At 69.8% G+C, this 20,842-nt stretch carries 16 protein-coding genes; 14 read left to right on the top strand and 2 right to left on the bottom strand.

The genetic code is table 11. The annotated features are described in order from the left end of the window. Positions 1-121: 121 nt before the first annotated feature. The 10 genes from ACFYQ5_RS26535 to ACFYQ5_RS26580 all read left to right on the top strand — a co-directional run bounded on the left by ACFYQ5_RS26535 (position 122) and on the right by ACFYQ5_RS26580 (position 10,605). Positions 122-985: an amino acid ABC transporter permease gene (locus ACFYQ5_RS26535; protein ID WP_389201057.1), complete on the top strand. Its 864-nt coding sequence runs from the start codon at positions 122-124 to the stop codon at positions 983-985. Next, entirely contained in the window at positions 982-2,823 is a 1,842-nt protein-coding gene (locus tag ACFYQ5_RS26540) for an FAD/NAD(P)-binding protein (RefSeq protein WP_389201059.1), read from the top strand. Before ACFYQ5_RS26535 ends, ACFYQ5_RS26540 begins: the two co-directional genes overlap by 4 nt. A 44-nt stretch (positions 2,824-2,867) precedes the next feature. Further along, on the top strand, positions 2,868-3,773 hold the full coding sequence (locus tag ACFYQ5_RS26545; protein WP_389201060.1) for an amino acid ABC transporter permease: 906 nt from the start codon (positions 2,868-2,870) through the stop codon (positions 3,771-3,773). A 35-nt stretch (positions 3,774-3,808) separates the two neighbouring features. After that, a complete protein-coding gene (locus ACFYQ5_RS26550) occupies positions 3,809-4,561 on the top strand; it encodes an amino acid ABC transporter ATP-binding protein (RefSeq protein ID WP_389201220.1) in 753 nt (250 codons plus the stop codon). 30 nt (positions 4,562-4,591) lie between these two features. Then, complete coding sequence (locus tag ACFYQ5_RS26555; protein WP_389201062.1) at positions 4,592-5,566, top strand: ABC transporter substrate-binding protein; 975 nt, start codon at positions 4,592-4,594, stop codon at positions 5,564-5,566. A gap of 15 nt (positions 5,567-5,581) precedes the next feature. Beyond that, complete coding sequence (locus ACFYQ5_RS26560; RefSeq protein ID WP_389201064.1) at positions 5,582-6,661, top strand: LLM class flavin-dependent oxidoreductase; 1,080 nt, start codon at positions 5,582-5,584, stop codon at positions 6,659-6,661. After that, the gene (locus ACFYQ5_RS26565) at positions 6,658-7,947 is read left to right on the top strand and encodes an NtaA/DmoA family FMN-dependent monooxygenase (RefSeq protein WP_389201066.1); all 1,290 of its coding nucleotides are present in this window, start codon (positions 6,658-6,660) and stop codon (positions 7,945-7,947) included. Before ACFYQ5_RS26560 ends, ACFYQ5_RS26565 begins: the two co-directional genes overlap by 4 nt. A 4-nt stretch (positions 7,948-7,951) precedes the next feature. After that, positions 7,952-8,758, top strand: coding sequence for a DUF1684 domain-containing protein (locus tag ACFYQ5_RS26570; RefSeq protein WP_389201067.1), 807 nt, complete (start codon positions 7,952-7,954; stop codon positions 8,756-8,758). Between the two features lie 274 nt (positions 8,759-9,032). Beyond that, positions 9,033-9,935, top strand: a complete 903-nt coding sequence (locus ACFYQ5_RS26575) for a S1 family peptidase (RefSeq protein ID WP_389201069.1) — start codon at positions 9,033-9,035, stop codon at positions 9,933-9,935. 187 nt (positions 9,936-10,122) lie between these two features. After that, positions 10,123-10,605, top strand: a complete 483-nt coding sequence (locus tag ACFYQ5_RS26580; RefSeq protein ID WP_389201072.1) for a hypothetical protein — start codon at positions 10,123-10,125, stop codon at positions 10,603-10,605. A gap of 10 nt (positions 10,606-10,615) precedes the next feature. On the opposite strand, the gene ACFYQ5_RS26585 is transcribed toward ACFYQ5_RS26580, so the two are convergent. Continuing rightward, entirely contained in the window at positions 10,616-11,545 is a 930-nt protein-coding gene (locus tag ACFYQ5_RS26585) for a DUF4231 domain-containing protein (protein WP_389201074.1), read from the bottom strand. 212 nt (positions 11,546-11,757) lie between these two features. Here ACFYQ5_RS26585 and fxsA point away from each other — a divergent pair, with 212 nt between their 5' ends. From fxsA to fxsT, 4 genes are all read left to right on the top strand, one after another. Next, a complete protein-coding gene (gene fxsA, locus ACFYQ5_RS26590) occupies positions 11,758-11,922 on the top strand; it encodes an FxSxx-COOH cyclophane-containing RiPP peptide (RefSeq protein ID WP_389201075.1) in 165 nt (54 codons plus the stop codon). A gap of 110 nt (positions 11,923-12,032) precedes the next feature. After that, a complete protein-coding gene (fxsBH, locus tag ACFYQ5_RS26595; protein ID WP_389201077.1) occupies positions 12,033-14,309 on the top strand; it encodes a radical SAM/SPASM protein FxsBH, inactivated beta-hydroxylase extension form in 2,277 nt (758 codons plus the stop codon). 150 nt (positions 14,310-14,459) lie between these two features. Continuing rightward, positions 14,460-15,761, top strand: a complete 1,302-nt coding sequence (fsxC, locus tag ACFYQ5_RS26600) for an FxsC protein (RefSeq protein ID WP_389201079.1) — start codon at positions 14,460-14,462, stop codon at positions 15,759-15,761. Further along, positions 15,758-19,690: an FxSxx-COOH system tetratricopeptide repeat protein gene (gene fxsT / locus ACFYQ5_RS26605; RefSeq protein WP_389201080.1), complete on the top strand. Its 3,933-nt coding sequence runs from the start codon at positions 15,758-15,760 to the stop codon at positions 19,688-19,690. Before fsxC ends, fxsT begins: the two co-directional genes overlap by 4 nt. Positions 19,691-19,741: 51 nt before the next feature. On the opposite strand, the gene ACFYQ5_RS26610 is transcribed toward fxsT, so the two are convergent. Then, positions 19,742-20,608: an alpha/beta fold hydrolase gene (locus ACFYQ5_RS26610; RefSeq protein WP_389201082.1), complete on the bottom strand. Its 867-nt coding sequence runs from the start codon at positions 20,606-20,608 to the stop codon at positions 19,742-19,744. Between the last annotated feature and the right edge of the window lie 234 nt (positions 20,609-20,842).

Raw genomic sequence — 20,842 nt, forward strand, 5'->3', positions numbered from 1 at the left:
GACAACAGCCCCGGGTGGCGCTTTTCTCAGTAGCGGACCGGCGCTGAGGGGCCCGGTCCACGTTGTGTCCGGCACTGAAGGCACGCCCCGTGTTCGATCTCTGCATCCACGGAGCCTTCGCATGTCCGCGCAGACAGAAACCCATGCCCCGTCACCTCCCGCCCCGGGCAAGCGCACCGATGAACCCGTCCCGCGCATCGTCCCCGTACGCCGAACCGGCCAGTGGGCGGCGGCCGTCGTCGTCCTGCTCCTCCTCGCCGGCGTCCTGGTCTCCGTCGTCCGCAACGACGCCTTCCAGTGGGACGTCGTCGGCGCGTACCTGACGACCGAGTCGGTGCTGCGGGGCCTCGGCCTCACCCTGTGGCTCACCGGCCTCGTCATGGTGCTCGGTTTCGCCCTCGGCACCCTGCTGGCGGTGTTCAGGCTCTCCGGGAACCGGGTGCTCCAGGCGGTGAGCTGGGGCTACATCTGGTTGTTCAGGTCGACACCGATCCTGGTCCAGCTGCTGTTCTGGTTCAACATCGGCGCCCTCTACCCGACGATCCTGGGCGTCGACACGGTCAACCTCCTCGGCCCGGTCGCCGTCGCCGTCATCGGCCTCACGCTCCACGAGGCCGCGTACGCCGCCGAGGTGGTCCGCGGCGGCATCCTCTCCGTCGAACGCGGACAGCTGGAGGCCGCCCAGTCGCTCGGGCTCCGGCCCTGGCGCCGGCTCCGGCGCATCGTGCTGCCGCAGGCCATGCGCTCCATCGTCCCGCCCGCGGGGAACATGCTGATCGGGACGCTGAAGGGCACCTCGATCGTCAGCATCATCGCCGTGCAGGACCTGCTGTACTCCGTGCAGCTCGTCTACCACCGCACCTACGAGGTCATCCCGCTGCTGCTGGTCGCCACCCTCTGGTACGTGGCCGTCACCTCGCTCCTGTCCATCGGGCAGTACTACGTCGAACGCCACTACGCCCGCGGCACGGCGGTCGCACGATGAGCTCCGCACCGGTACTCGTCGTCATCGGCGCCGGACCGCGCGGCACCGGCGTCATCGAGCGGATAGCCGCCAACGCCGCCGAGCTGTACGGGGAGCGGCCTCTGGACATCCACCTCGTCGACCCCTACCCGCCGGGCGGCGGCCGGATCTGGAGACAGGACCAGTCCCCGCTGCTCCGGATGAACTCCATGGCCGAGGACGTCACCATGTTCACCGACGACACGGTCCAGCTGGACGGCCCGGTGAGCCCGGGGCCCGCCCTGCACACCTGGGCCGAGGACGTCCGCGAGGGACGGGCCGTCATCGACGCCACTCCCGCGGTCCTGGAGGAGATCCACGGCCTCGGCGCCCAGGACTTCCCCAGCCGGCGACTGCAGAGCGCCTATCTGCGCTGGGTGTACGAGCAGGCGCTCGCCGCGCTCCCGCCCGCCATCACCGTCCACGAACACACGGGCGTGGCCCTGCGCGTCTCGGGTCCACGCGACGGCCGGCAGCACGTCCTGATCCAGGGGCGCGCCGAACCGCTCGTCGCTGACCTCGTCGTTCTGACCGTCGGCCACCTCGACGCCGAACCCGATGCGGAGCAGGCGGAGTTGGCGGCCTTCGCCGCACGACACGGCCTGGTCCACCTGCCGCCCGACTTCACCGCGGACACCGACCTCACGGCTCTGCCGGGCGGCGCCCCCGTCCTCGTACGCGGCTTCGGTCTCGCCTTCATCGACCTGATGGCGCTGCTCACCGAGGGGCGCGGCGGACGCCACGAGAACGGGGTCTACATCCCCTCCGGCCGCGAACCCGTCCTGTACGTCGGATCGCGGCGGGGCGTTCCGTACCACTCCAAGATCGGCTACCCCTGGCAGGGCGAACGGCCGCCCCTGCCACAGCACTTCGGACCTGCCCAGGTGGAGGAGATACTGAACCGCCCGGGCCCCGTGGACTTCCGGCGCGACCTGTGGCCGCTGATCACCAAGGAGCTGGGCCACGCCCACTACCACCGGCTCTTCACCGCCCACCCGGAGCGCACCGCGGTGGACCGGGGCGACTTCGAGGAGAAGTACGCCGTCGCCGATCCGGGCAGCCCCGAACTCGCGGCCCTCGTCGCCTCCGCCGTCCCCGACCCGGCCGACCGGCTCGACCTCGACGCCCTGGACCATCCCCTCGACGGCGTACGCCATGCCTCCTACGACGCGCTGCAGGACGGGCTGCGGGCCTACATCACCGCCGACCTCGACCGCAGGCACGACCCCCGGCACAGCCACGACCTCGCCGTGTTTCTCGGACTGCTGTCCGTCTACGGGCAGTTGATCCCCGTCGGGGACACCGGCGAGCGGTGGCACGGTTTCTTCAGCTACCTCGCCTCCGGGCCGCCGGGCTTCAGGCTGCGCCAGCTCCTCGCCCTCTCGCGGGCCGGGGTCGTCCGCTTCCTCGGCGCCGGCATGACCGTCGAGTCCGACGAGGAGCAAGGCGTCTTCCGCGCCCGCAGTGTCACCGTGCCCGGTGCCTCCACCGAGGCCCGCGCCCTGGTCGAGGCGAGGTTGCCCGACGCCTCGCTGCGCCGGACCCGCAGCGCGCTGGTGAGCGGACTGTACGAGGACGGCGCGGCCGGCACCGGCGCGGGGCTGCTCTCCGTCGACCCCGCCGACGGCCGGATCCTGGACCGTGACGGCCGCGCCCACCCGCGCCGTTTCGCCCTCGGCCCCCACACCACCGCACGCGCCGCCGGCGCCTTCACCCGGCCGCGCACCGGCGGTCCGGCCTTCCGGCAGAACGACGCCACCGCGCGTGCGGCGCTCGCGTTCCTGCGCGACCTCTCCTGTCGGGACCGCCTCACCGCGTGAGCGCGGCCCCTCTTCGTACCCCTGTCGCAGAAGGAACCTCCACCATGTCGCTGACCAGCGATCCACCCCTCCACCCACCGGCCCGCACCGCCGTCGCCGAAGAACAGTCGGCCGTCGACGCGTACGCGGCTCTGAAAGTCGTCCCCGTGCGCCATCCCTGGCGCTGGGTGGCCGTCGCGGCCACGGTCGTCCTGCTCGCCCAGTTCCTGAACGGCCTGATCACCAACCCCGGCTGGGAATGGGATGTCTTCGCCCGCTTCGTCACCACCGAGACGATCCTCCACGCCGTCTGGGTCACCCTGCAACTGACCTTCTACGGCACGGTCGTCGGCTTCGCGCTCGGCATCGTCCTGGCCTTCATGCGGTTGTCCGCCAGCCCGTTCCTCAGGGCGGTCTCCTACGCGTACATCTGGGCGTTCCGCTCGATCCCGCTCATCGTCCAGCTGCTGTTCTGGTTCAACCTGGCGTACCTCTACAAGGAGCTCGAGTTCGGCATCCCGTTCGGGCCCGGATTCGTCTCCTTCGACACGATGAACCTCGTCGGCGCGATGAGCGCCGCCGTCCTCGGGCTCGCCCTGCACCAGGCGGCGTACGCCGCGGAGATCGTCCGGGGCGGCGTACTGGCGGTGGACAGCGGCCAGTTGGAAGCGGCGGCCGCGCTCGGGATCCCCCGGCTCCGGCAGCTGCGGCGCATCGTGCTGCCGCAGGCGATGCGCTCCATCCTGCCGAACGCCGCCAACGAGATCATCTCCCTCTTCAAAGGCACCTCGATCGTCTCCGTCATGGCGATCGGCGAACTCTTCTACCAGGTCCAGGTCGTCTACGGACGCAACGGCCGGGTGGTGCCCCTGCTCATGGTCGCCACGGTCTGGTACATCCTCCTGACCACCGTGCTCTCCGTCCTCCAGCACTACGTCGAACGTCACTACGCCAAGGGGGCCGTGCGATGAGCGCACCGGCAGAACGAACCACCGGCTCCGACGCCATGGTCGAGATCCGGTCCGTACACAAGAGCTTCGGCTCGCTCGAGGTGCTCCGCGGCATCGACCTGTCCGTACGCGCGGGAGAGGTCACTGTCGTCCTCGGCCCCTCCGGGTCGGGGAAATCCACCCTGCTGCGCACCATCAACCACCTGGAGAAGGTCGACCAGGGCTGGATCAGCGTCGACGGCACCCTGGTCGGCTACCGCAGATCCGGCAACAAGCTGTACGAACTGCGCGAGCGTGAGGTCCTGCGTCAGCGCACCCGGATCGGCTTCGTCTTCCAGAACTTCAACCTCTTCCCGCACCTCACCGTCCTCGAGAACGTCATCGAGGCCCCGGTCGCCGCCCTCGGCCGCCCTCGCAAGGACGCCGTCGCCGCGGCGGAGAAGCTGCTGGCCCGTGTCGGGCTCGCCGACAAGGCCGGCACCTACCCCAAGCAGCTCTCCGGAGGCCAGCAACAGCGCGTCGCGATCGCCCGCGCCCTCGCACTGGAACCGAAACTGCTGCTCTTCGACGAGCCGACATCGGCGCTCGACCCCGAGCTCGTCGGTGAGGTCCTCGACGTCATCAAGGACCTGGCCCACGGGGGCACCACGATGATCGTCGTCACGCACGAGATCGGCTTCGCCCGCGAGGTCGCCGACACCGTCGTCTTCATGGACGAGGGACGGATCGTCGAGCAGGGCCCGCCCGCCGACGTACTCGACCGTCCTGTCCAGGAGCGCACCCGCGCTTTCCTCTCCAAGGTCCTCTGAGCCATGTCCCCGCAGTCAAGGAGCAGCCACGTGTCCGTCCGCCGCGCCCTCACCGTCGCCCTCGCCACCCTCACCGCCGCCGGGCTGCTCACCGCGTGCGGCGGCAGTGACGCGGCAGAGGACGTGATCCGCCCGAAGGGGGAGAAGGACACCGGCATCAACATCGGCCCCGACCAGAACCGGATCAGAGGCAAGAAGGTGGACGCCATCGCCGCCGAGGTGCCCGCCGCCGTCCGTGAGCGCGGCACGCTCCGGCTGGGCGCGAGCGCCGACGCCTCACCACCGCTCGGCTTCTACGCGACCGACGACAAGACGCGGATCGGCAGCGAGATCGACCTCGCGACCCTGATCGCCGACACGCTGGGACTGAAGCCGGAGTTCGAGCAGGTCTCCTGGGAGAACCTCTTCGTCGGTCTCGACAGCTCCAAGTTCGACGGCGTCCTCTCCAACGTCACGGTGACGGAGGAGCGCAAGGAGAAGTACGACTTCGCGACCTACCGGCTCGACAACATCGCCTTCGAGGCCAAGAAGGGATCCGGCTGGAAGGTGAAGGGCCCGGCCGACGTGGCGGGCAGGACGATCTCCGTCGCCTCCGGTACCAACCAGGAGAAGATCCTCGTCGAGTGGAGCGAGGCGAACGTCAAGGCCGGGCGGAAGCCGGTGGAGATCACGTACTTCCAGAAGGACACCGACTACTACCTGGCCCTCCAGTCGGGCCGCATCGACGCCTACCTCGGCCCGAGCCCTTCGGCCAACTACCACGTGGCGTCAGCCGGACAGTCCGAGATCGTCGGCACGCTCTCCGGCGGCGGTGACGGCATCCAGGGGAAGATCGCCGCCACCACGAAGAAGGACAGCGGCCTGGCGGAGGCGTACGGCGCGGCGATCGACCACATCATCCAGGACGGCTCCTACGCCGAGGTGCTCAAGCGCTGGGGCCTGTCCGACGAGGCCGTCGAGAAGTCGGAGATCAACCCGCCCGGCCTCCCCAAGACCGAGAACTGACCCGAGAGGTCCCGCATGTCCGTCACCAGGCCACTCCACCTCGCCGCCGAGATCGGCGGCCCGCCGCGCTACGACGCCGGCTCCCACGTCACACTCGCCCGCCTCGCCGAACGGGGCGCGCTCGACTTCGTCACCCTGAGCGACTCCTTCGCCCGCCCCGGCCCGGACGCGCTCGCCGTGCTGGCCCGCGTCGCACCGGCCACCACCCGGATCGGCCTCGTGCCGACCGTCACCACGACCCACACCGAGCCCTTCCACGTCTCGTCCGCCGTCGCCACCCTCGACTGGGTCAGCAAGGGCCGGGCCGGCTGGCAGGCGGACGTGTCGACGACCGAGGCCGAGGCCCGGCTGTTCGGCCGCCGCACCGCCGCACCCGCCACCGCGCTGTGGCAGGAGGCCGGGGACGTCGCCGACGCCGGGGCACGGCTGTGGGACAGCTGGGAGGACGACGCGGAGATCCGGGACGTCGCCACCGGCCGCTTCATCGACCGCGACAAGCTGCACTACATCGACTTCGAGGGCAGCACCTTCTCGGTCCGGGGCCCTGCCATCGTGCCCCGGCCGCCGCAGGGCCGGCCCGTCACCGTCATCGACGGCACGAGCGGCCCGGCCCGGGAGCCCGCCGCGCGGTACGCCGACGTCGTCTACGTACGGGCCACCTCCCCCGAACAGGCGGCCGCGCTCCGCGAGGACCTGCGCCGCGGTGCCGCGGCCCACGGCAGGGACCCCGACAGCCTGCGGGTCCTGGTCGCCCTCACCGTCGACCTCGGCGACGCCGAGACGGCACCGGAACCGGGGCTCGAGAGCGGCCCGCAGCTCGCCGGCCGGGGGACCTACTTCCGGGGCGGCCCGGTGGACCTCGCCGAACTCATCACCCAGTGGCACCGGGCCGGAGCGGTGGACGGCTTCCACCTCACTCCCATCACACCGGAGCGGGACCTCGAAAGGATCGTCAACGGAACCGTGGCCCTGCTCCAGCACCGCAGCCTGTTCCGCACCTTCTACCCGGGCGGCACACTCCGCGAGCACCTGGGCCTGGGCCGGCCGGCCAACCGTCACACGCTCGCGAGGACCACATCGGAGGGGACTTCATGAAGCAGATGCACCTCGCCGCCCACTTCCCGGGCGTCAACAGCACCACCGTGTGGACCGATCCCCGCTCCCGTAGCCAGATCGACTTCACCTCCTTCGAGCACCTGGCCAGGACCGCCGAACGCGGAAAGTTCGACTTCTTCTTCCTCGCGGAAGGGCTGCGGCTGCGGGAGCACAACGGCCGTATCCACGACCTGGACGTGGTGGGCCGACCCGAATCCCTCACCGTCCTCAACGCCCTGGCCGCCGTCACCGACCGCCTCGGGCTCGCCGCCACGGTCAACGCCACCTTCAACGAGCCCTACGAACTCGCCCGCCGCCTCGCGACGCTCGACCACCTCAGCGCGGGCCGCGCCGCATGGAACGTGGTGACCTCGTCCGACGCGTTCACCGGCGAGAACTTCCGCCGCGGCGGCTACCTCGACCGGGCCGACCGGTACACCCGCGCCGCTGAATTCGTCGCCGCCGCACGGGAGTTGTGGGACTCCTGGACGCCGGACGGCAGCTCGCGGCCGTTCTCCCATTCCGGGCAGCACTTCGACATCTCCGGGGAGTTCACCGTCCCCCGCTCGCCCCAGGGGCACCCCGTCGTCATCCAGGCCGGGGACTCCGGCGAAGGCCGGGAATTCGCCGCGTCCGCCGCCGATGTCATCTTCACCCGGCACGGCACCCTGGAGGCCGGACGGATCTTCTACGCCGACGTCAAGGCACGGCTGGCGAAGTACGGCAGGGACCCGGCCGACCTGAAGATCATGCCAGGGGTCACCGTCGTCGTGGGGGACACCGACGCGGAGGCCCAGCAGAAGGCCGCCGAGATCCGCCGGCAGCAGGTCTCCCCGCAGAACGCCATCCTCGCCCTGGAGCAGGTCTGGGGCCGCGACCTCTCCTCGTACGACCCCGACGGCCCCCTGCCCGGCATCGACCCGGACCCCGACTCGGACCTGGTCCAGGGAAGGGTGCGGGTCGCGGACCCGTTCTCCGTCGCCGCGAAATGGCGGGCGCTGTCGGACGCCAAGGGGCTGTCCATCCGCCAGACGGTCATCGAGTCCACGGCCCGGCAGTCCTTCATCGGCTCCCCGGAGACGGTCGCCGCCGAACTGGAGGAGTTCGTCACCACCGACGCGGCCGACGGCTTCATCCTCGTACCGCATCTCACCCCGGGCGGCCTCGACGACTTCGTCGACCGGGTCGTCCCGCTCCTCCAGGAACGCGGAGCCTTCCGTTCCGAATACACCGGCTCCACGCTGAGGTCGCACCTCGGCCTGGCCGAGCCCGTGTGGAAAGGTTGACCGCATGAGCACGGACGCACAGCAGGACAGCGAGGAGTTCCACGCCTGGCAGCGCTGGCACGAGGGGCGCATCGTCGCCGTGGCCGCGCCGCACGGCCCGCTCTCCCTCACCGGCACCCACTGGCTCGCCGACCATCCGGAGGGTCGAATTCCGGCCGTGCCCGGACTGTGGCGCGAGGAGGGAGGTGAGGTGGTGCTCACCGCCGGCCCCGAGGACGGGCTGACGGTCGACGCGAAGCCGCTGGCCGGCGAGATCCGCCTCGGCGCGGACCGGGGCCCCATCGACACCTCCCGGGTGGCGCAGGGGGAGCGCCGGCTGGTCGTGCTGAGCCGCGAGGGCCTGTGGGCGGTACGGGACTTCGACCCGCAGTCCCCGGCCCGCCACGCCTTCCGCACCATCGACGCCACCCCGTACGACCCGAAGTGGTCGCTGGACGGCACCTTCCGGGCGTACGACTCCGACCGGACCGTCCGTGTCGGGAACGCCGACGGGCGCGAGCGGGGACTGGGGCTCTCCGGCGAGATCGCCTTCACCCTGGACGGCGCCGAGCACACCCTCCAGGTGGCGGTGGAGCCCGACGGGTCGCTCTGGGCCGTCTTCGCCGACGCCACCAGCGGGAACGGCAGCTACCGCTTCCGCTTCCTGCGGCCACCGGCGCCCGACGGGGACGGCAGGGTGCGGGTCGACCTCAACCGCGCCCTGCTGCCGCCGTGCGCCTTCGCCGACCACTTCATCTGCCCCTTCCCGCCCCCTGGCAACACCCTCACGGTGGCCGTCCCGGCGGGGGAGCGGAACCGTATCGACGGCTGACCTGTCCCCCACTCAGCGGTACCAACCGGCCCCAGCAGTACCAACCGGCCCCGGCAGCCTCCAGGCGGCCGGGGCCGGAGCAGGCAATTGACCGAAAAGGCACCCTTGTGTGCCACGTCGAGGCGCCCGATACTCCCGAGCAGCGCCCGTCAGGAGCACCAGGCATCCGGAAGCCGCACGCCTTCCCGGAACGTCGCCGCGCCCCACGACCGCGCCTCACGGGTCCGGCCACACCACACGGCGGGCCCCTGATTCCCCTCGGGAGGAACGAGAAGTGAGGATCAAGCGCACCAACCCCCGCAACGGCAGCACGGCGAGACGCGGCCGCGTCACGGCCGTCACCGCGGGCCTCGTCGCCGTCGCCGCCCTCGCCGTCCCCGCGGCCAACGCCGACCAGGCCGGAACGTACGGCGCCGACCAGCTCAGCGCGGCCGGAGAGGCGGTGCTCGAAGCCGATGTCGCCGGCACCGCCTGGAACGTCGACCCGGCGACCGGACGGCTCGTCGTCACCGCGGACAGCACCGTCTCGCCGGCGGAGATCAACAAGATCAAGGAGTTCGCCGGGGCGAACGCGGGTGCCCTGCGCATCGAACGTACCCCCGGACGAATCAGCAAGCTCATCTCCGGCGGCGATGCCGTCTACGCCTCCAGCTGGCGCTGTTCCCTGGGCTTCAACGTCCGCAGCGGCAGCACCTACTACTTCCTGACGGCCGGGCACTGCACCGACGGCGCCGGCACCTGGTGGTCCGACTCGGCCCGCACCACGGTGCTCGGAACCACCACGGGCTCCAGCTTCCCGACGAACGACTACGGCATCGTCCGCTACACCAACACCTCGGTCACCAAGTCCGGCACCGTCGGCAGCCAGGACATCACGAGCGCGGCCGACGCCACCGTCGGCATGTCCGTCACCCGACGGGGCTCCACCACAGGCACCCACAGCGGCTCCGTCACCGGCCTCAACGCCACGGTCAACTACGGCAGCGGGGACATCGTCCACGGCATGATCCGGACCAATGTGTGCGCCGAGCCCGGCGACTCCGGCGGCCCCCTCTACTCGGTCACCCGGGCGATCGGTCTCACCTCGGGCGGCAGCGGCAACTGCTCCTCCGGCGGGACAACCTTCTTCCAGCCGGTCACCGAAGCACTGAGCGCGTACGGCGTCAGCGTGTTCTGACCCTGTCGGGCACCGCCGCACTCCCGTGAGCCCCCGCCGAACCCCGGCGGGGGCTCCCGTTCGGCCCGCGGCTTTTGAGAGGATGTCAGGACGGTCGGTCGCAGAGGCACCACGGGGGGCGGACGCTGTGCCCGCCCGGAGGCATGCCCTCCGGGAGCCCCCGCAGACATCAGGGGGTTCCAGGTCCGTGAAACGCATCGGAGTGACCGGTCACCGTTCCATCCCCCAGGAGCTCCACGCGCATGTGCTGGAAGGGCTGAGGGCAGCCCTGTGCGGACACGGGGGCGGCTCCTTGGAGGCGCTCTCCAGCCTGGCGGTCGGGGCCGACCAGCTCTTCGCCGACCTGGCACTGGCACACGGCGCGGAGCTGACCGCGGTCATCCCCAGCGGGGACTACGAAGCGGGCTTCGCCGACGAGGCGGAGCTCGAGCGCTACCGGGCGCTCAAGGCGAGGGCCGCCCGAGAGGTCAGGCTGGACTTCCCGCACTCCACCGACGAGGCCTACTACGCGGCGGGCGCCTACATCGCCGACCACTGCGACCGGCTGCTCGCGGTCTGGGACGGCCGGCCCGCGCGGGGTCTCGGAGGCACCGGCGACATCGTGACGTACGCCCGCAGCCTCGGACGGCCGGTCACCGTCATCTGGCGCGACGGGGTGGAGCGCGGCTGAGCCGACGGGCTCACATCCGGTGCCTGACCAGCCAGTCGGTGTGCTCGGGCGAGACGATCCGCTCGGTCTCGAAGACGGCGGCGGCCCACTGCCGTTCGGTGAGGGTGGTCTCCATCGCGGCCTGCATGTTCTCCAGGTCCTCCTCGACCAGGGAGTGCGCGGTCACCAGCGGGTGATGACGGCGCATCTCGTTCCAGGCGAGGCAGGCGGCAGCGGCGGCGGAGAACGTCCCCGTGAGAGCGAACGAACCGGCGCCGCCGAAGGTCCGCAGCACGGCGAGGACCAGCGCCGGAAGCGTCAGTGCGGCGACGGTGCTCGACCAGACGAGCGCCCCGCGCCGCGACACCGTCCGACGCCTGCGGTACCAGCGCCGCTGCTCGATCAGCCGGTCCCGGATGTACGTCTCCTTGCGTACGGTGAAGGCCTTGTCCCGTAACTCCCGCATGGACGCGGTGATGAGACCGCCGCCCGAGTCCGCCATCTTCTCCCTCGGGTCGTCCCACCCGACCTTCCGCAGCTCCTGGAGCCCTTCCTCCAGCCGGCTGGCGAACACCGCCTCCGGGTGCTGGACGGCGGAGTCGAAGGGCGAACCGTGGACCGCGTAACGCCAGCAGTTGGACTTGATGAACTCCGCTGCGGAGCGGTTGAGTTGCCAATGCGACTTCGCTTTGCGCCGGGATCCGAGGTAGGTCGTGATCAGGACACCGAGATAGGCCAACACCGCGATACCATCGAGGAGTTGGAAGCTCTCCCCGACCTCGGCACGCCAGGGCAGGGCAGCCGGCACGGTGCCCAGCACGAGCAGGACCAGCTGGCCGCGGGTGGTGTTGACCGCCTCACGCCGGCGGGCGACGGCGACGGCGTCGGTGTGATGGAAGAGTGCGGGCAGATCAGCGCTCCTGAAGACCATGCTCTGCAGTGGTCCGGGAATCGCCGTCATGATCACTCCTGTAATCGATGTGGTGGTCTCCCCGGTTCCTGCGTGAATGGGTTCCGGTCCATTTGGAGTAGTGCTGCGAATTGCTCGAGTCGCTGTGGTACGAGTCGAGTTGCACACCGGGGTCATGAGAGTAAAGTCGTGCCGCCGGACACTGCAATGGTGCAGGTGCCGGTGCTGTTTCCGTGTCCGGAACGAGCCCATCGAGGACGGCCGTGAAGACCTACGAATCAACCCCGAACTTCGCTGTCGCGAAGCGTCGTGTGCCGCTTGCGAAGATCGAAGTATCCGGCAGTGCAGCAGCCAGGAAGATGGGCCGGGTGCTCGCGACGACAGGCGGCCGCCCGACACAGATCTCGACATTCAACTCCGCGCTGTAAGAGCAGCGAGGACGGTGGCGCCGTAAAGCGGTAAAAATTCCACCCGTTCGGTCGATGGACTACTGTAGTCGTCGGTCGGATTCCTGGCGCCGCTGGACTAGAGTGGTGGAATGACAGGCCCCGCGGTACCGTTCCGCGAAATCGTGCTGAAGGTTCACAGCAGGTGCGACCTTGCCTGCGATCATTGCTATGTCTACGAACATGCGGATCAGAGCTGGAGATCCCGGCCCAAGACGGTTTCTGATCATGTCATTTCGAAAACGGCACAGCGCCTCGCTGAGCACGCAAAGACACATGCACTGCCCTCCGTGACAGTGATCCTGCACGGAGGGGAGCCTCTGCTGGCGGGCCCGCGCCGACTGCGGCGCGTCTGCGAGGAGTTCGGTTCCGCCCTGTCGGGTGTCGCCGACCTCGACCTCCGGATCCACACCAACGGCCTTCAGCTCAACCCCCGGTATCTGGACCTCTTCGACGAGTTCGACGTCAAGGTGGGCATCTCCCTGGACGGCGACCGTGCGGCCAACGACCGGCACCGGCGCTTCGCCGACGGACGCAGCAGTCACCCCCTGGTTCTGAAGGCGGTCGAACTGCTCCGGCAGGACCGCTACCGCCATCTCGATCTCGGGCTCCTGTGCACCGTCGACATCGAGAACGATCCGCACGCCGTGCTGGACGCCCTGATCGCGCTCGACCCCCCGCTCATCGACTTCCTTCTCCCGCACGCCACATGGGAAGCGCCGCCGCCCCGGCCCGACGGTTCGCCCACGGCCTACGCCGACTGGCTCCTCGCGGTCTTCGACCGCTGGCAGGAGGAGGGCGGCCCGGTACCGGTCCGCCTGTTCTCCTCGGTGCTCTCCACGCTGGGCGGTGGCCCCAGTCTCACCGAGTCCCTCGGGCTCGCCCCCACGGATCTGGTGGTCGTCGAGACGGACGGACAGCTGGAGCAGGTCGACTCCCTCAAGAGTGCCTACGAGGGTGCGGCGGCCACCGGATTCGACGTGTTCTCGCACTCCTTCGACGACGTCGCCGCCCACCCCGGGGTCCAGGCGCGGCAGCTCGGCCTGGCGGGTGTCAGCGAGACGTGCCACCGGTGCCCCGTCGTACGGTCGTGCGGCGGCGGGCTCTACACCCACCGCTACCGCTCGGCGAACGGCTTCGACAATCCGTCCGTCTACTGCGCCGATCTCGACGCGCTGGTACGGGGGATCCAGGCGCGCACGAGCTCCGTCACCGTGGCCCCCGCGCTGGCCGACCGGGACGAACTGGCCGCCGAGCAGCACGACCTGACCCGCACGCTCCTCGCCGGCCTCCATGACGCGCTGGACGGCCGTGGCGGCGCCCGGTGGGACGAGGCATGGGGGCTCGCCGGCGTTCTGGAGTCCTCCGGCGAGGGAGCCGCCGGGCTCGACCACGTCCTCGCGCACGCGTACACGCGCACCTGGCTGCTGGACGTCCTGCAGGGGCTGCACGCCGGACGGCCCGAGGCCGTCGGCCAGGCGCTGCGCCTGTCGGCGTACGTCGCGGCCGCGGCGGTGCGGTCCGGTCTCGGCCTGGAGGTGCCGGCGGACTACCGGGACGGCAGGCTCTTCCTTCCCACGCTCGGCGAGCTGCGGATCGCCGGGCCGGGCGAGTCGGGCAGGGTCCGGGTACGAGCCGTCGACGAAGGGTTCTCGGTCCGGCGGGAGGGCGGCGGCGAACGGACCGTCCCGAGGGAGGAGGACGGATCTGACTGGCTCCCGGTGCGGCACTTCGCCGTGCGGGGCGCACCGCGGTTCGCCCTCGAGGACCTGGACCCGTACCGGAACTGTTTCGAGGCCCCGGCCGCGCCCCGGCTGGGCCGGGCGGACGCGGAGGTCTGGACCGGGGCCATCGGCAGGGCGTGGGCGCTGCTGGAGCAGGCCTCGCCCCGACAGGCGTCGGAAGCCATGGAGGGCCTCACCACACTGACCCCGCTCGTCGCCGGCCGGAACACGAAGCGCGCGCACGGCTACGGGACCGTCGGAATCATGATGACCGGGGACACCCGGACGCTCGCCCGCGAATTGATGCGCGGTCTGCGAAGGGCAGGGCTGCGGGCTTTCCTGGACATCACGGATCTCTACGCACTGGACGGGGCCTGGGAGTACACGCTGCCCTGGAAGCGGAATATAAAGGTCCCTTTTTCCGGGCTGCTGGCCGACACGTACGAACGCGTGGGACTTTCCTTCCTGGTGCCCGGATTCATGGACGGCGTGCCCGAGGCACTCGACATGATGGACGGGGCGGCCGAACCCACGGTCGGAGGAATGCAGCTGCTGAGGTCGCTCAGGGACGAGGTCGGAGGTGTACATGGGACAAGTGGGATGAACGGCCTCATGAATGCCATGGATCAGGAACCTGTTCGATGAATCCTGGGTATGGATGACTGAAAAGCGGCGTTGAATGACCGAACGCCATGGGGGTGGAGCACAGTCCGCTCCGGAATGATGAATTCGCTCGCACCCTCTCCACTGTCCTGGGACGCGGGTGCTCACACAGGACGGGGGTCGTGTGCACGCATGACGCAACAGCGAGCGGACCATCGGCCGTACTTCTTTCTCAGCTACGCGCATACACCGGGGTACGGCGGTGGATCCGACCCGGACATGTGGGTCGAACGGCTTTTCCAAGATCTCTGCGGTCATGTGATGGCCATGACTAATCTCCCCGCTGGATCGCCGGCCGGCTTCATGGACCGGGAGATACGCTCCGGCGAGGGCTGGTCCGAGAGACTGGGCAATGTCCTGGCCAACTGCCGGGTCTTCGTCCCGCTGTTCTCGCCGCGCTACTTCGCCAGCGAGATGTGCGGCAAGGAGTGGTACGCCTTCGAACAGCGCGCCATTCACCACCGGGCCCGGTCGAATCAGCCGGCCGAGGCGATCGTGCCCGCGCTCTGGGTGCCGGTGCAGCCGAGCCAAGTGCCAGGACCCGCCGAACGGTTACAGTTCAATCACCGGGACTTCGGTGACCGTTACGTCAGTGACGGGCTCTACGGGCTGATCAAACTCACGCTGTTCGCCCAGGATTACGAGCAGGCCGTCTACCAACTGGCCAAGCGCATCGTCCACGTCGCCGACGCCGTGCAGATCGGCTCGGGAAGACCTCTCGACTTCCGCACCATTCCCAGTGCATTCGGCGCACCGGGCAGCGGGGCGGGCGCCCCGAGGCCCATGCGGATCACCATCGCCGCGCCCACCCGTCACGACCTGCCGGAAGGCCGGAACCCGGAGTACTACGGCGACAATCCGCAGGAGTGGAACCCCTACCATCCGGCCGCTGCCAGACCACTGGCCTATGTCGCCGAAGAGCTCGTGCGGTCCCTCAACTACCAGGCCGTCATCGCGTCGTTCGACGAGGAGCCCGGGCAACAGGAGGGCAAGCAGACGCCCAGCACCCCCGAAATCCTCCTGGTCGATCGCTGGGCCCTTCAGGACGAGGACCTGAGACGGCGGCTCGCCGCCTTCGACAGGGAGAACCGGCCCTGGGTGACCATGGTCGTCCCCTGGTGCAGGGAAGACCACCAGAGCAGGGCGGCCGAGGCCGAACTGACGCAGAAACTCGAACAGACGATGCCGGTCAAGATGCGGCAGGGGCGGGCCTTCTGCCGTGTCGCGGCCAAGGGGGTACCCAGCATGGAGGCGTTCGGCCAGATCCTGCCCCAAGTGGTCGAGGTGGCCGCCCAGCAGTATCTGAGGCATGCCACGGTCTATCCACCGGCCGGTGGACGGCACAGTGAACGGACGCGACTGATGGGGCCCATGGGCAGCACACAGTTCATACCCGACATGCACGACCCTGCGACGGATGCGGAGGACGTATGACAGCCGGTCGTGACGGGCGCATCGTCACTTTCTACTCGTACAAGGGCGGCACGGGGCGCACCATGGCCCTGGCCAACACCGCCTGGATCCTCGCCGCCAACGGCAAACGGGTGCTGGCCGTCGACTGGGACCTGGAAGCCCCGGGGCTCCACCGGTTCTTCCACCCCTTCCTCGACCCCTCGACGCTCGGTGCCACCACCGGCGTGATCGATCTGATCACCGAATACGCCTGGGCCGCGACCAACCCCGCCCAGCGGGCCGACGACTGGCACCGCGACTACGCCCGTATCCAGCCGCACGCCGTCTCGCTCACGCCCGGCCAGCTCGGCTGGGAGTTCCCGCGGGGCGGCACCCTCGACTTCGTGTCCGCCGGACGGCAGAACCGCGAGTATTCCGCGACCGTCTCCACCTTCGACTGGGACAACTTCTACGACCGGCTCGGCGGCGGCCACTTCTTCGACGCCCTGCGGGACGACATGAAGGCCAACTACGACTACGTCCTCATCGACAGCCGTACGGGCCTCAGCGACATCGCCGACATCTGCACCGTCCACCTCCCGGACGTGCTCGTCGACTGCTTCACCCTCAGCGACCAGTCCATCGACGGCGCGGCCTCGGTCGCCCGGCAGATCGCCGAGCGCTACACCGGCCGGCCCATCTCCATCTTCCCCGTCCCCATGCGGATCGACGAGGGCGAGAAGGAGAAGGCCGACGCCGGCCGGGCACTGGCCAGGCTGAAGTTCGACCGGCTGCCCCGTGACCTCTCGGGTGACGAACTCACCGCCTACTGGGGTGCGGTGGAGATTCCCTACCGCCCGTACTACGCGTACGAGGAGACCCTCGCCACCTTCGGCGACGAGGCCGGGCTCAGCAACTCGCTCCTGTCCGCGTTCGAACGTCTCACCGCGGTCGTCACGCATCAGGAGATCACTTCGATGCCTCCGGTGAGTGAGGAGGTCCGGCTGCGTATCCGCGACGCGTTCACCCGGCGCAGGCCCGCGCTGCCCGCTGATCTCTTCCTCAGCTATGTGGCGGAGAACCGCATGTGGGCGGACTGGATCGAATCGGCCCTCACCCGGGCGGGGTTCCGGGTGGTCCCGCGCGACGTCTCCGCCGACCCGGGAGCCGTGGACGCCACGCACGCTGCGGACACCGCGACCCGTACGGTCGTCCTGCTCTCCAGCGCCTATCTCAAGTCGCAGCGGGCCGTGGACCTGTGGAACAGGGCGGTCGCCGAGGATCCCGGCGGCGGGCGGCGTCAGCTGCTGCCGCTCAGGGTCAGCGACGTCCGTCTCTCCGCGCCGTACATCGACCGCAATCCGGTCGACCTGTTCCGGCTGGACGAGGTGCATGCCACCACGGCCCTCATGCGCGCCCTGGACCGGCCGGTACAGCTCGGCGACGGGATGTCTCCCGGACCCCGCTTCCCCGGCACCGTGCCCAGGATCTGGAACGCGCCACCCCGCAACCCCGGCTTCACCGGCCGCTCCCTGGTCCTGGAACGGATGCGTGACCAACTCGGTGGTGGCATGGCCGTCGTGCTGCCGCAGCCGCAGACCCTGTACGGCCTCGGCGGCGTCGGCAAGACCCAGGTGGCCCTGGAGTACGTGCACCGCTTCATGGCCGACTACGACCTGGTGTGGTGGATATCGTCCGAGCAGATCGACGACGTGGTGGCGAGCCTCGCCGAACTCGCCGTACGGCTCGGCGCCCAGGGGGGCGACGACATGGCAGCCGCTTCGCAGGAGGCGGTGGACCTGCTGCGCCGGGGTGTGCCCTCGGAACGCTGGTTGCTGGTGTTCGACAACGCCGACGATCCCGAACGTCTGAGCCGCTACTTCCCGCAGGGCGGCTCGGGCCACATCCTCGTCACGTCCAGGAACCAGACCTGGTCCCAGCACGGTGACGCGCTGCCCGTCGACGTGTTCCTGCGGGAGGAGTCGATCGAGCACCTCCAGCGCCGTGCGCCGGGGCTGAGCGACGAGGACGCCGCCCAGGTGGCCACCGCCGTCGGAGATCTGCCGCTCGCGGTCGAACAGGCGGCTGCGTGGATCGCGGAGACCGCGACCCCCATCGACACCTACCTGGAACAACTGGCCCGCCAGGCCCCCCAGGTCCTCGCTCTGAACCAGCCGGCGGGTTACCCGGAGCCGGTCGCGGCCACCTGGAACATCTCCATCGAACGCCTCAAGGAGCGTTCGCCGGCCGCGGTGCGGCTGCTCCAGCTCTGCGCGTTCTTCGCGCCGGAGCCGATCTCCGCGAATCTCCTCTACAGCAAGGAGATGATCGAGGCACTGAAGCCGTACGACGCCTCGCTCCAGGAGAAGCTGGTGCTGGGCCGCGTCATACGTGAGATCGGCCGCTTCGCCCTCGCCAAGGTCGACCAGGTGTCGAACTCCATCCAGGTGCACCGTCTGGTGCAGGCGGTGATCAGGGCACAGCTCAGCGAGGAGGAGCAGCGCGAGGCCAGGCATGTCGTCCACCGCATCCTGGCGGGTGCCCGGCCCGATGACGACGAGCCGATCGACAACCCCGAGACCTGGCCGCGCTTCGCCACGATCTGGCCGCACCTCGGCCCGTCGGACGCGCGCGACTGCAAGGATCCGGAGACCCGCAGGCTGCTGATCGACCGCGTGCGCTACCTGTGGAAGCGAGGAGACGTCCGGACGGCGGGCCGGCTCGGGGACGAACTCCGTGACGCCTGGCGGGACATGCTGGGCAACAAGGACCTGCAGTACCTCTACCTCTGCTTCCACCTCTCCAACATCCTGCGTACCCGCGGCCGGTATGTGGAGGCCAAGGAGCTCGACGAGGTGACCCTCGGCAGGCAGCGGGAGGTGCTGGGGCCGGAGCATCCGCATACGTACATGACCACCAGCAGCCTGGCCATCGACCTGGGGCTGCTCGGTGACTACGGAAAGGCGATCGAGCTGGCGACCGCGGCGCACGAGGGATTCAGCCAGATCTTCCACGACAGGCATCCCCGGACACTGGCCGCGGCGAACAACCTGGCGCTGAACCTGCGGAGCGTCGGGCAGTACGCCCGTGCCAGGGAGATCGACCAGGACGTCTACGACCTGCGGTCCGAGGTGCTGGGTCCCGAGCATCCGTACAGCCTGTCCTCCGCCATGTGTCTGGCCCGCGACCTGCGTGAGGTGGGGCGGTACGAGGACTCGGTCGGCCTGCTCAGCCGGACGTACGACAGCTTCAAGGCCACCCTCGGCCGGACCTATCCCACCACGCTCAGCGCCGCGAAGAGTCTCGCGGTCTCGCTGCGCAGGGCGGGGCAGCTGGAGGACGCGCGCAGGCTGACGGTGGCCACGCGGGCCAGGTACCGGGCCAAGTACACCGCGGCCAACCCCGAGTCACTGGCGTGCGACCTCAACATGGCGGCCGACCTGTTCGCCGCGGGGGAGGCCGTCGAGGCCAGGGACACCGCCCAGGAGGTGGTGGACCAGTACATGAACGTGCCGGGGGAGCAGCATCCGTACACCCTGGCCGCGCAGAACAATCTCGGCGTCTATCTCTCGGGGAGCGGTGCACCACTGGAGGCGGAGAAGCTGCTGACGCGGGTGGTCGCCTCCATGCGCGAGGTGTTCGGACCGGAGCACCCGAACACGCTGTTCAGCGTGATGAACCTGGCCAATGCCACGGCCGACCGGGGCGGGCTCGAGATCGTGCTGGAGACGGAGCGCACGGTGGCCGGTCAGCTCAGGGAGGTTCTCGGGGCACACCACCCGGAGACCCTGGCCATGACGTCGAACCTCGCGGTGACGCTCGACGCGATGGGGCGCGAGGACGAGGCGATCAGGCTGCGGGCGGAGACGGGCGACGAGCTGGCACGACAGCTCGGTGACGATCACCCGATGACCCGGATAGCGCGGGACGAGCGGAGGTTCCGGCGCGAGCTGGAGCCGATGGCGGTGTGAGCCGGAGGGCTCCGGGTTCCGGAAATCCGGAACCCGGAGCACCTTCCGTGATCAGCAGACCGCCGCTTCCCGTTCGTCCAGCAGCCAGTTGAGCACCTCGGGCAGCACGGACAGGGCGTCGAAGTGTGCCGCCGTCGGTTCCAGCACGGTGGTGGCGCCCGGGATCTGCCCCGCCAGCCAGCGGGAGTGGCCCACGGGTGAGAACACGTCCTTCACGCCGTGCCACAGCATCACAGGACATGTGATGTCGGCGGGGTCGAACCCCCACGGCCGGGAGAACGCGATCACGTCGTCGATCCAGCCGTACGCCGACGTGCGCAGCCCCTCGCGGAAGTTGGCGAGCAGCATCGTACGGATCCCGGCGTCGTTGACCACCATACGGTCGGAGTCGGTCAGCTCCCGGCGCAGGTCGTCCAGGAGCTGGGCCGGGTTCTGCCGGATCTCTTCCGAGCGGCTGATGAAGGATTCCGCCAGCCCGTCCGGATCCGCCGCCGCCCTGGAGTACGCGAGCACGTTCGAAGCCGCCATCCCGTCGAACCAGTCGAGTCCTTCGGCGTCGCAGGGAGCCAGGCTGACCAGAGCGGCGGTGCGGGTGACCCGGTCCGGCATCAGCGCGGCGCAGGCCAGAGCGTGCGGAGCGCCGCCCGAGCGGCCGACCACGGCGAAGCGCTCCAGGCCGAGCGAGTCGGCGATCGTCCGTACGTCCTCGGCGACGTCCCTCACCCGACGCCCTTTGAGCCGGTCGGAGCCGCCGTACCCCGGACGGTCGTAGGCGATCAGCTGCATGTTCCGCTGGTAGAGGACCATCCCGCGTGGAGCGGGACCCAGCCGGCTGCCCGGCATCCCGTGGAGGAGGAACACCGGTCTGCCGCGGGGGTCCCCCTGACGCTCGACCATCAGATGCCGTCCGTCCGCCATGCGCACCTGACTCCGCACGCCGTTCCTCCGTTCGGTCGCTCCGCCCGGTCCGGGCATCAAGTGCCCAGCGTGTACCGCCTGTTCGATGATGACCCATCGGGAGCGATACCGGCACTCCCTGGCGGAACGAGCCGGTGGTGTTCGGAACGTTCGGGGGCATTCGGTGGTGTTCGGCTTCAGGAGTGCCCTGCACAGCATCCGGACTCCAAGCGGTCGATACAAGACAGGACTAGT

The organism is Streptomyces sp. NPDC005794, assembly GCF_042871445.1.
Lineage (GTDB): Bacteria > Actinomycetota > Actinomycetes > Streptomycetales > Streptomycetaceae > Streptomyces.

Excerpts from the sequence above, each read along its gene's own strand:
- ACFYQ5_RS26560 (WP_389201064.1), top strand. The coding sequence starts at position 5,582 with ATGTCCGTCACCAGGCCACTCCACCTCGCCGCCGAGATCGGCGGCCCG.
- ACFYQ5_RS26540 (WP_389201059.1), top strand. The coding sequence starts at position 982 with ATGAGCTCCGCACCGGTACTCGTCGTCATCGGCGCCGGACCGCGCGGC.
- ACFYQ5_RS26585 (WP_389201074.1), bottom strand. The coding sequence starts at position 11,545 with ATGACGGCGATTCCCGGACCACTGCAGAGCATGGTCTTCAGGAGCGCT.
- ACFYQ5_RS26610 (WP_389201082.1), bottom strand. The coding sequence starts at position 20,608 with ATGGCGGACGGACGGCATCTGATGGTCGAGCGTCAGGGGGACCCCCGC.
- ACFYQ5_RS26565 (WP_389201066.1), top strand. The coding sequence starts at position 6,658 with ATGAAGCAGATGCACCTCGCCGCCCACTTCCCGGGCGTCAACAGCACC.
- fxsBH (WP_389201077.1), top strand. The coding sequence starts at position 12,033 with ATGACAGGCCCCGCGGTACCGTTCCGCGAAATCGTGCTGAAGGTTCAC.
- ACFYQ5_RS26550 (WP_389201220.1), top strand. The coding sequence starts at position 3,809 with ATGGTCGAGATCCGGTCCGTACACAAGAGCTTCGGCTCGCTCGAGGTG.
- ACFYQ5_RS26570 (WP_389201067.1), top strand. The coding sequence starts at position 7,952 with ATGAGCACGGACGCACAGCAGGACAGCGAGGAGTTCCACGCCTGGCAG.
- fsxC (WP_389201079.1), top strand. The coding sequence starts at position 14,460 with ATGACGCAACAGCGAGCGGACCATCGGCCGTACTTCTTTCTCAGCTAC.
- ACFYQ5_RS26535 (WP_389201057.1), top strand. The coding sequence starts at position 122 with ATGTCCGCGCAGACAGAAACCCATGCCCCGTCACCTCCCGCCCCGGGC.
- ACFYQ5_RS26545 (WP_389201060.1), top strand. The coding sequence starts at position 2,868 with ATGTCGCTGACCAGCGATCCACCCCTCCACCCACCGGCCCGCACCGCC.
- fxsT (WP_389201080.1), top strand. The coding sequence starts at position 15,758 with ATGACAGCCGGTCGTGACGGGCGCATCGTCACTTTCTACTCGTACAAG.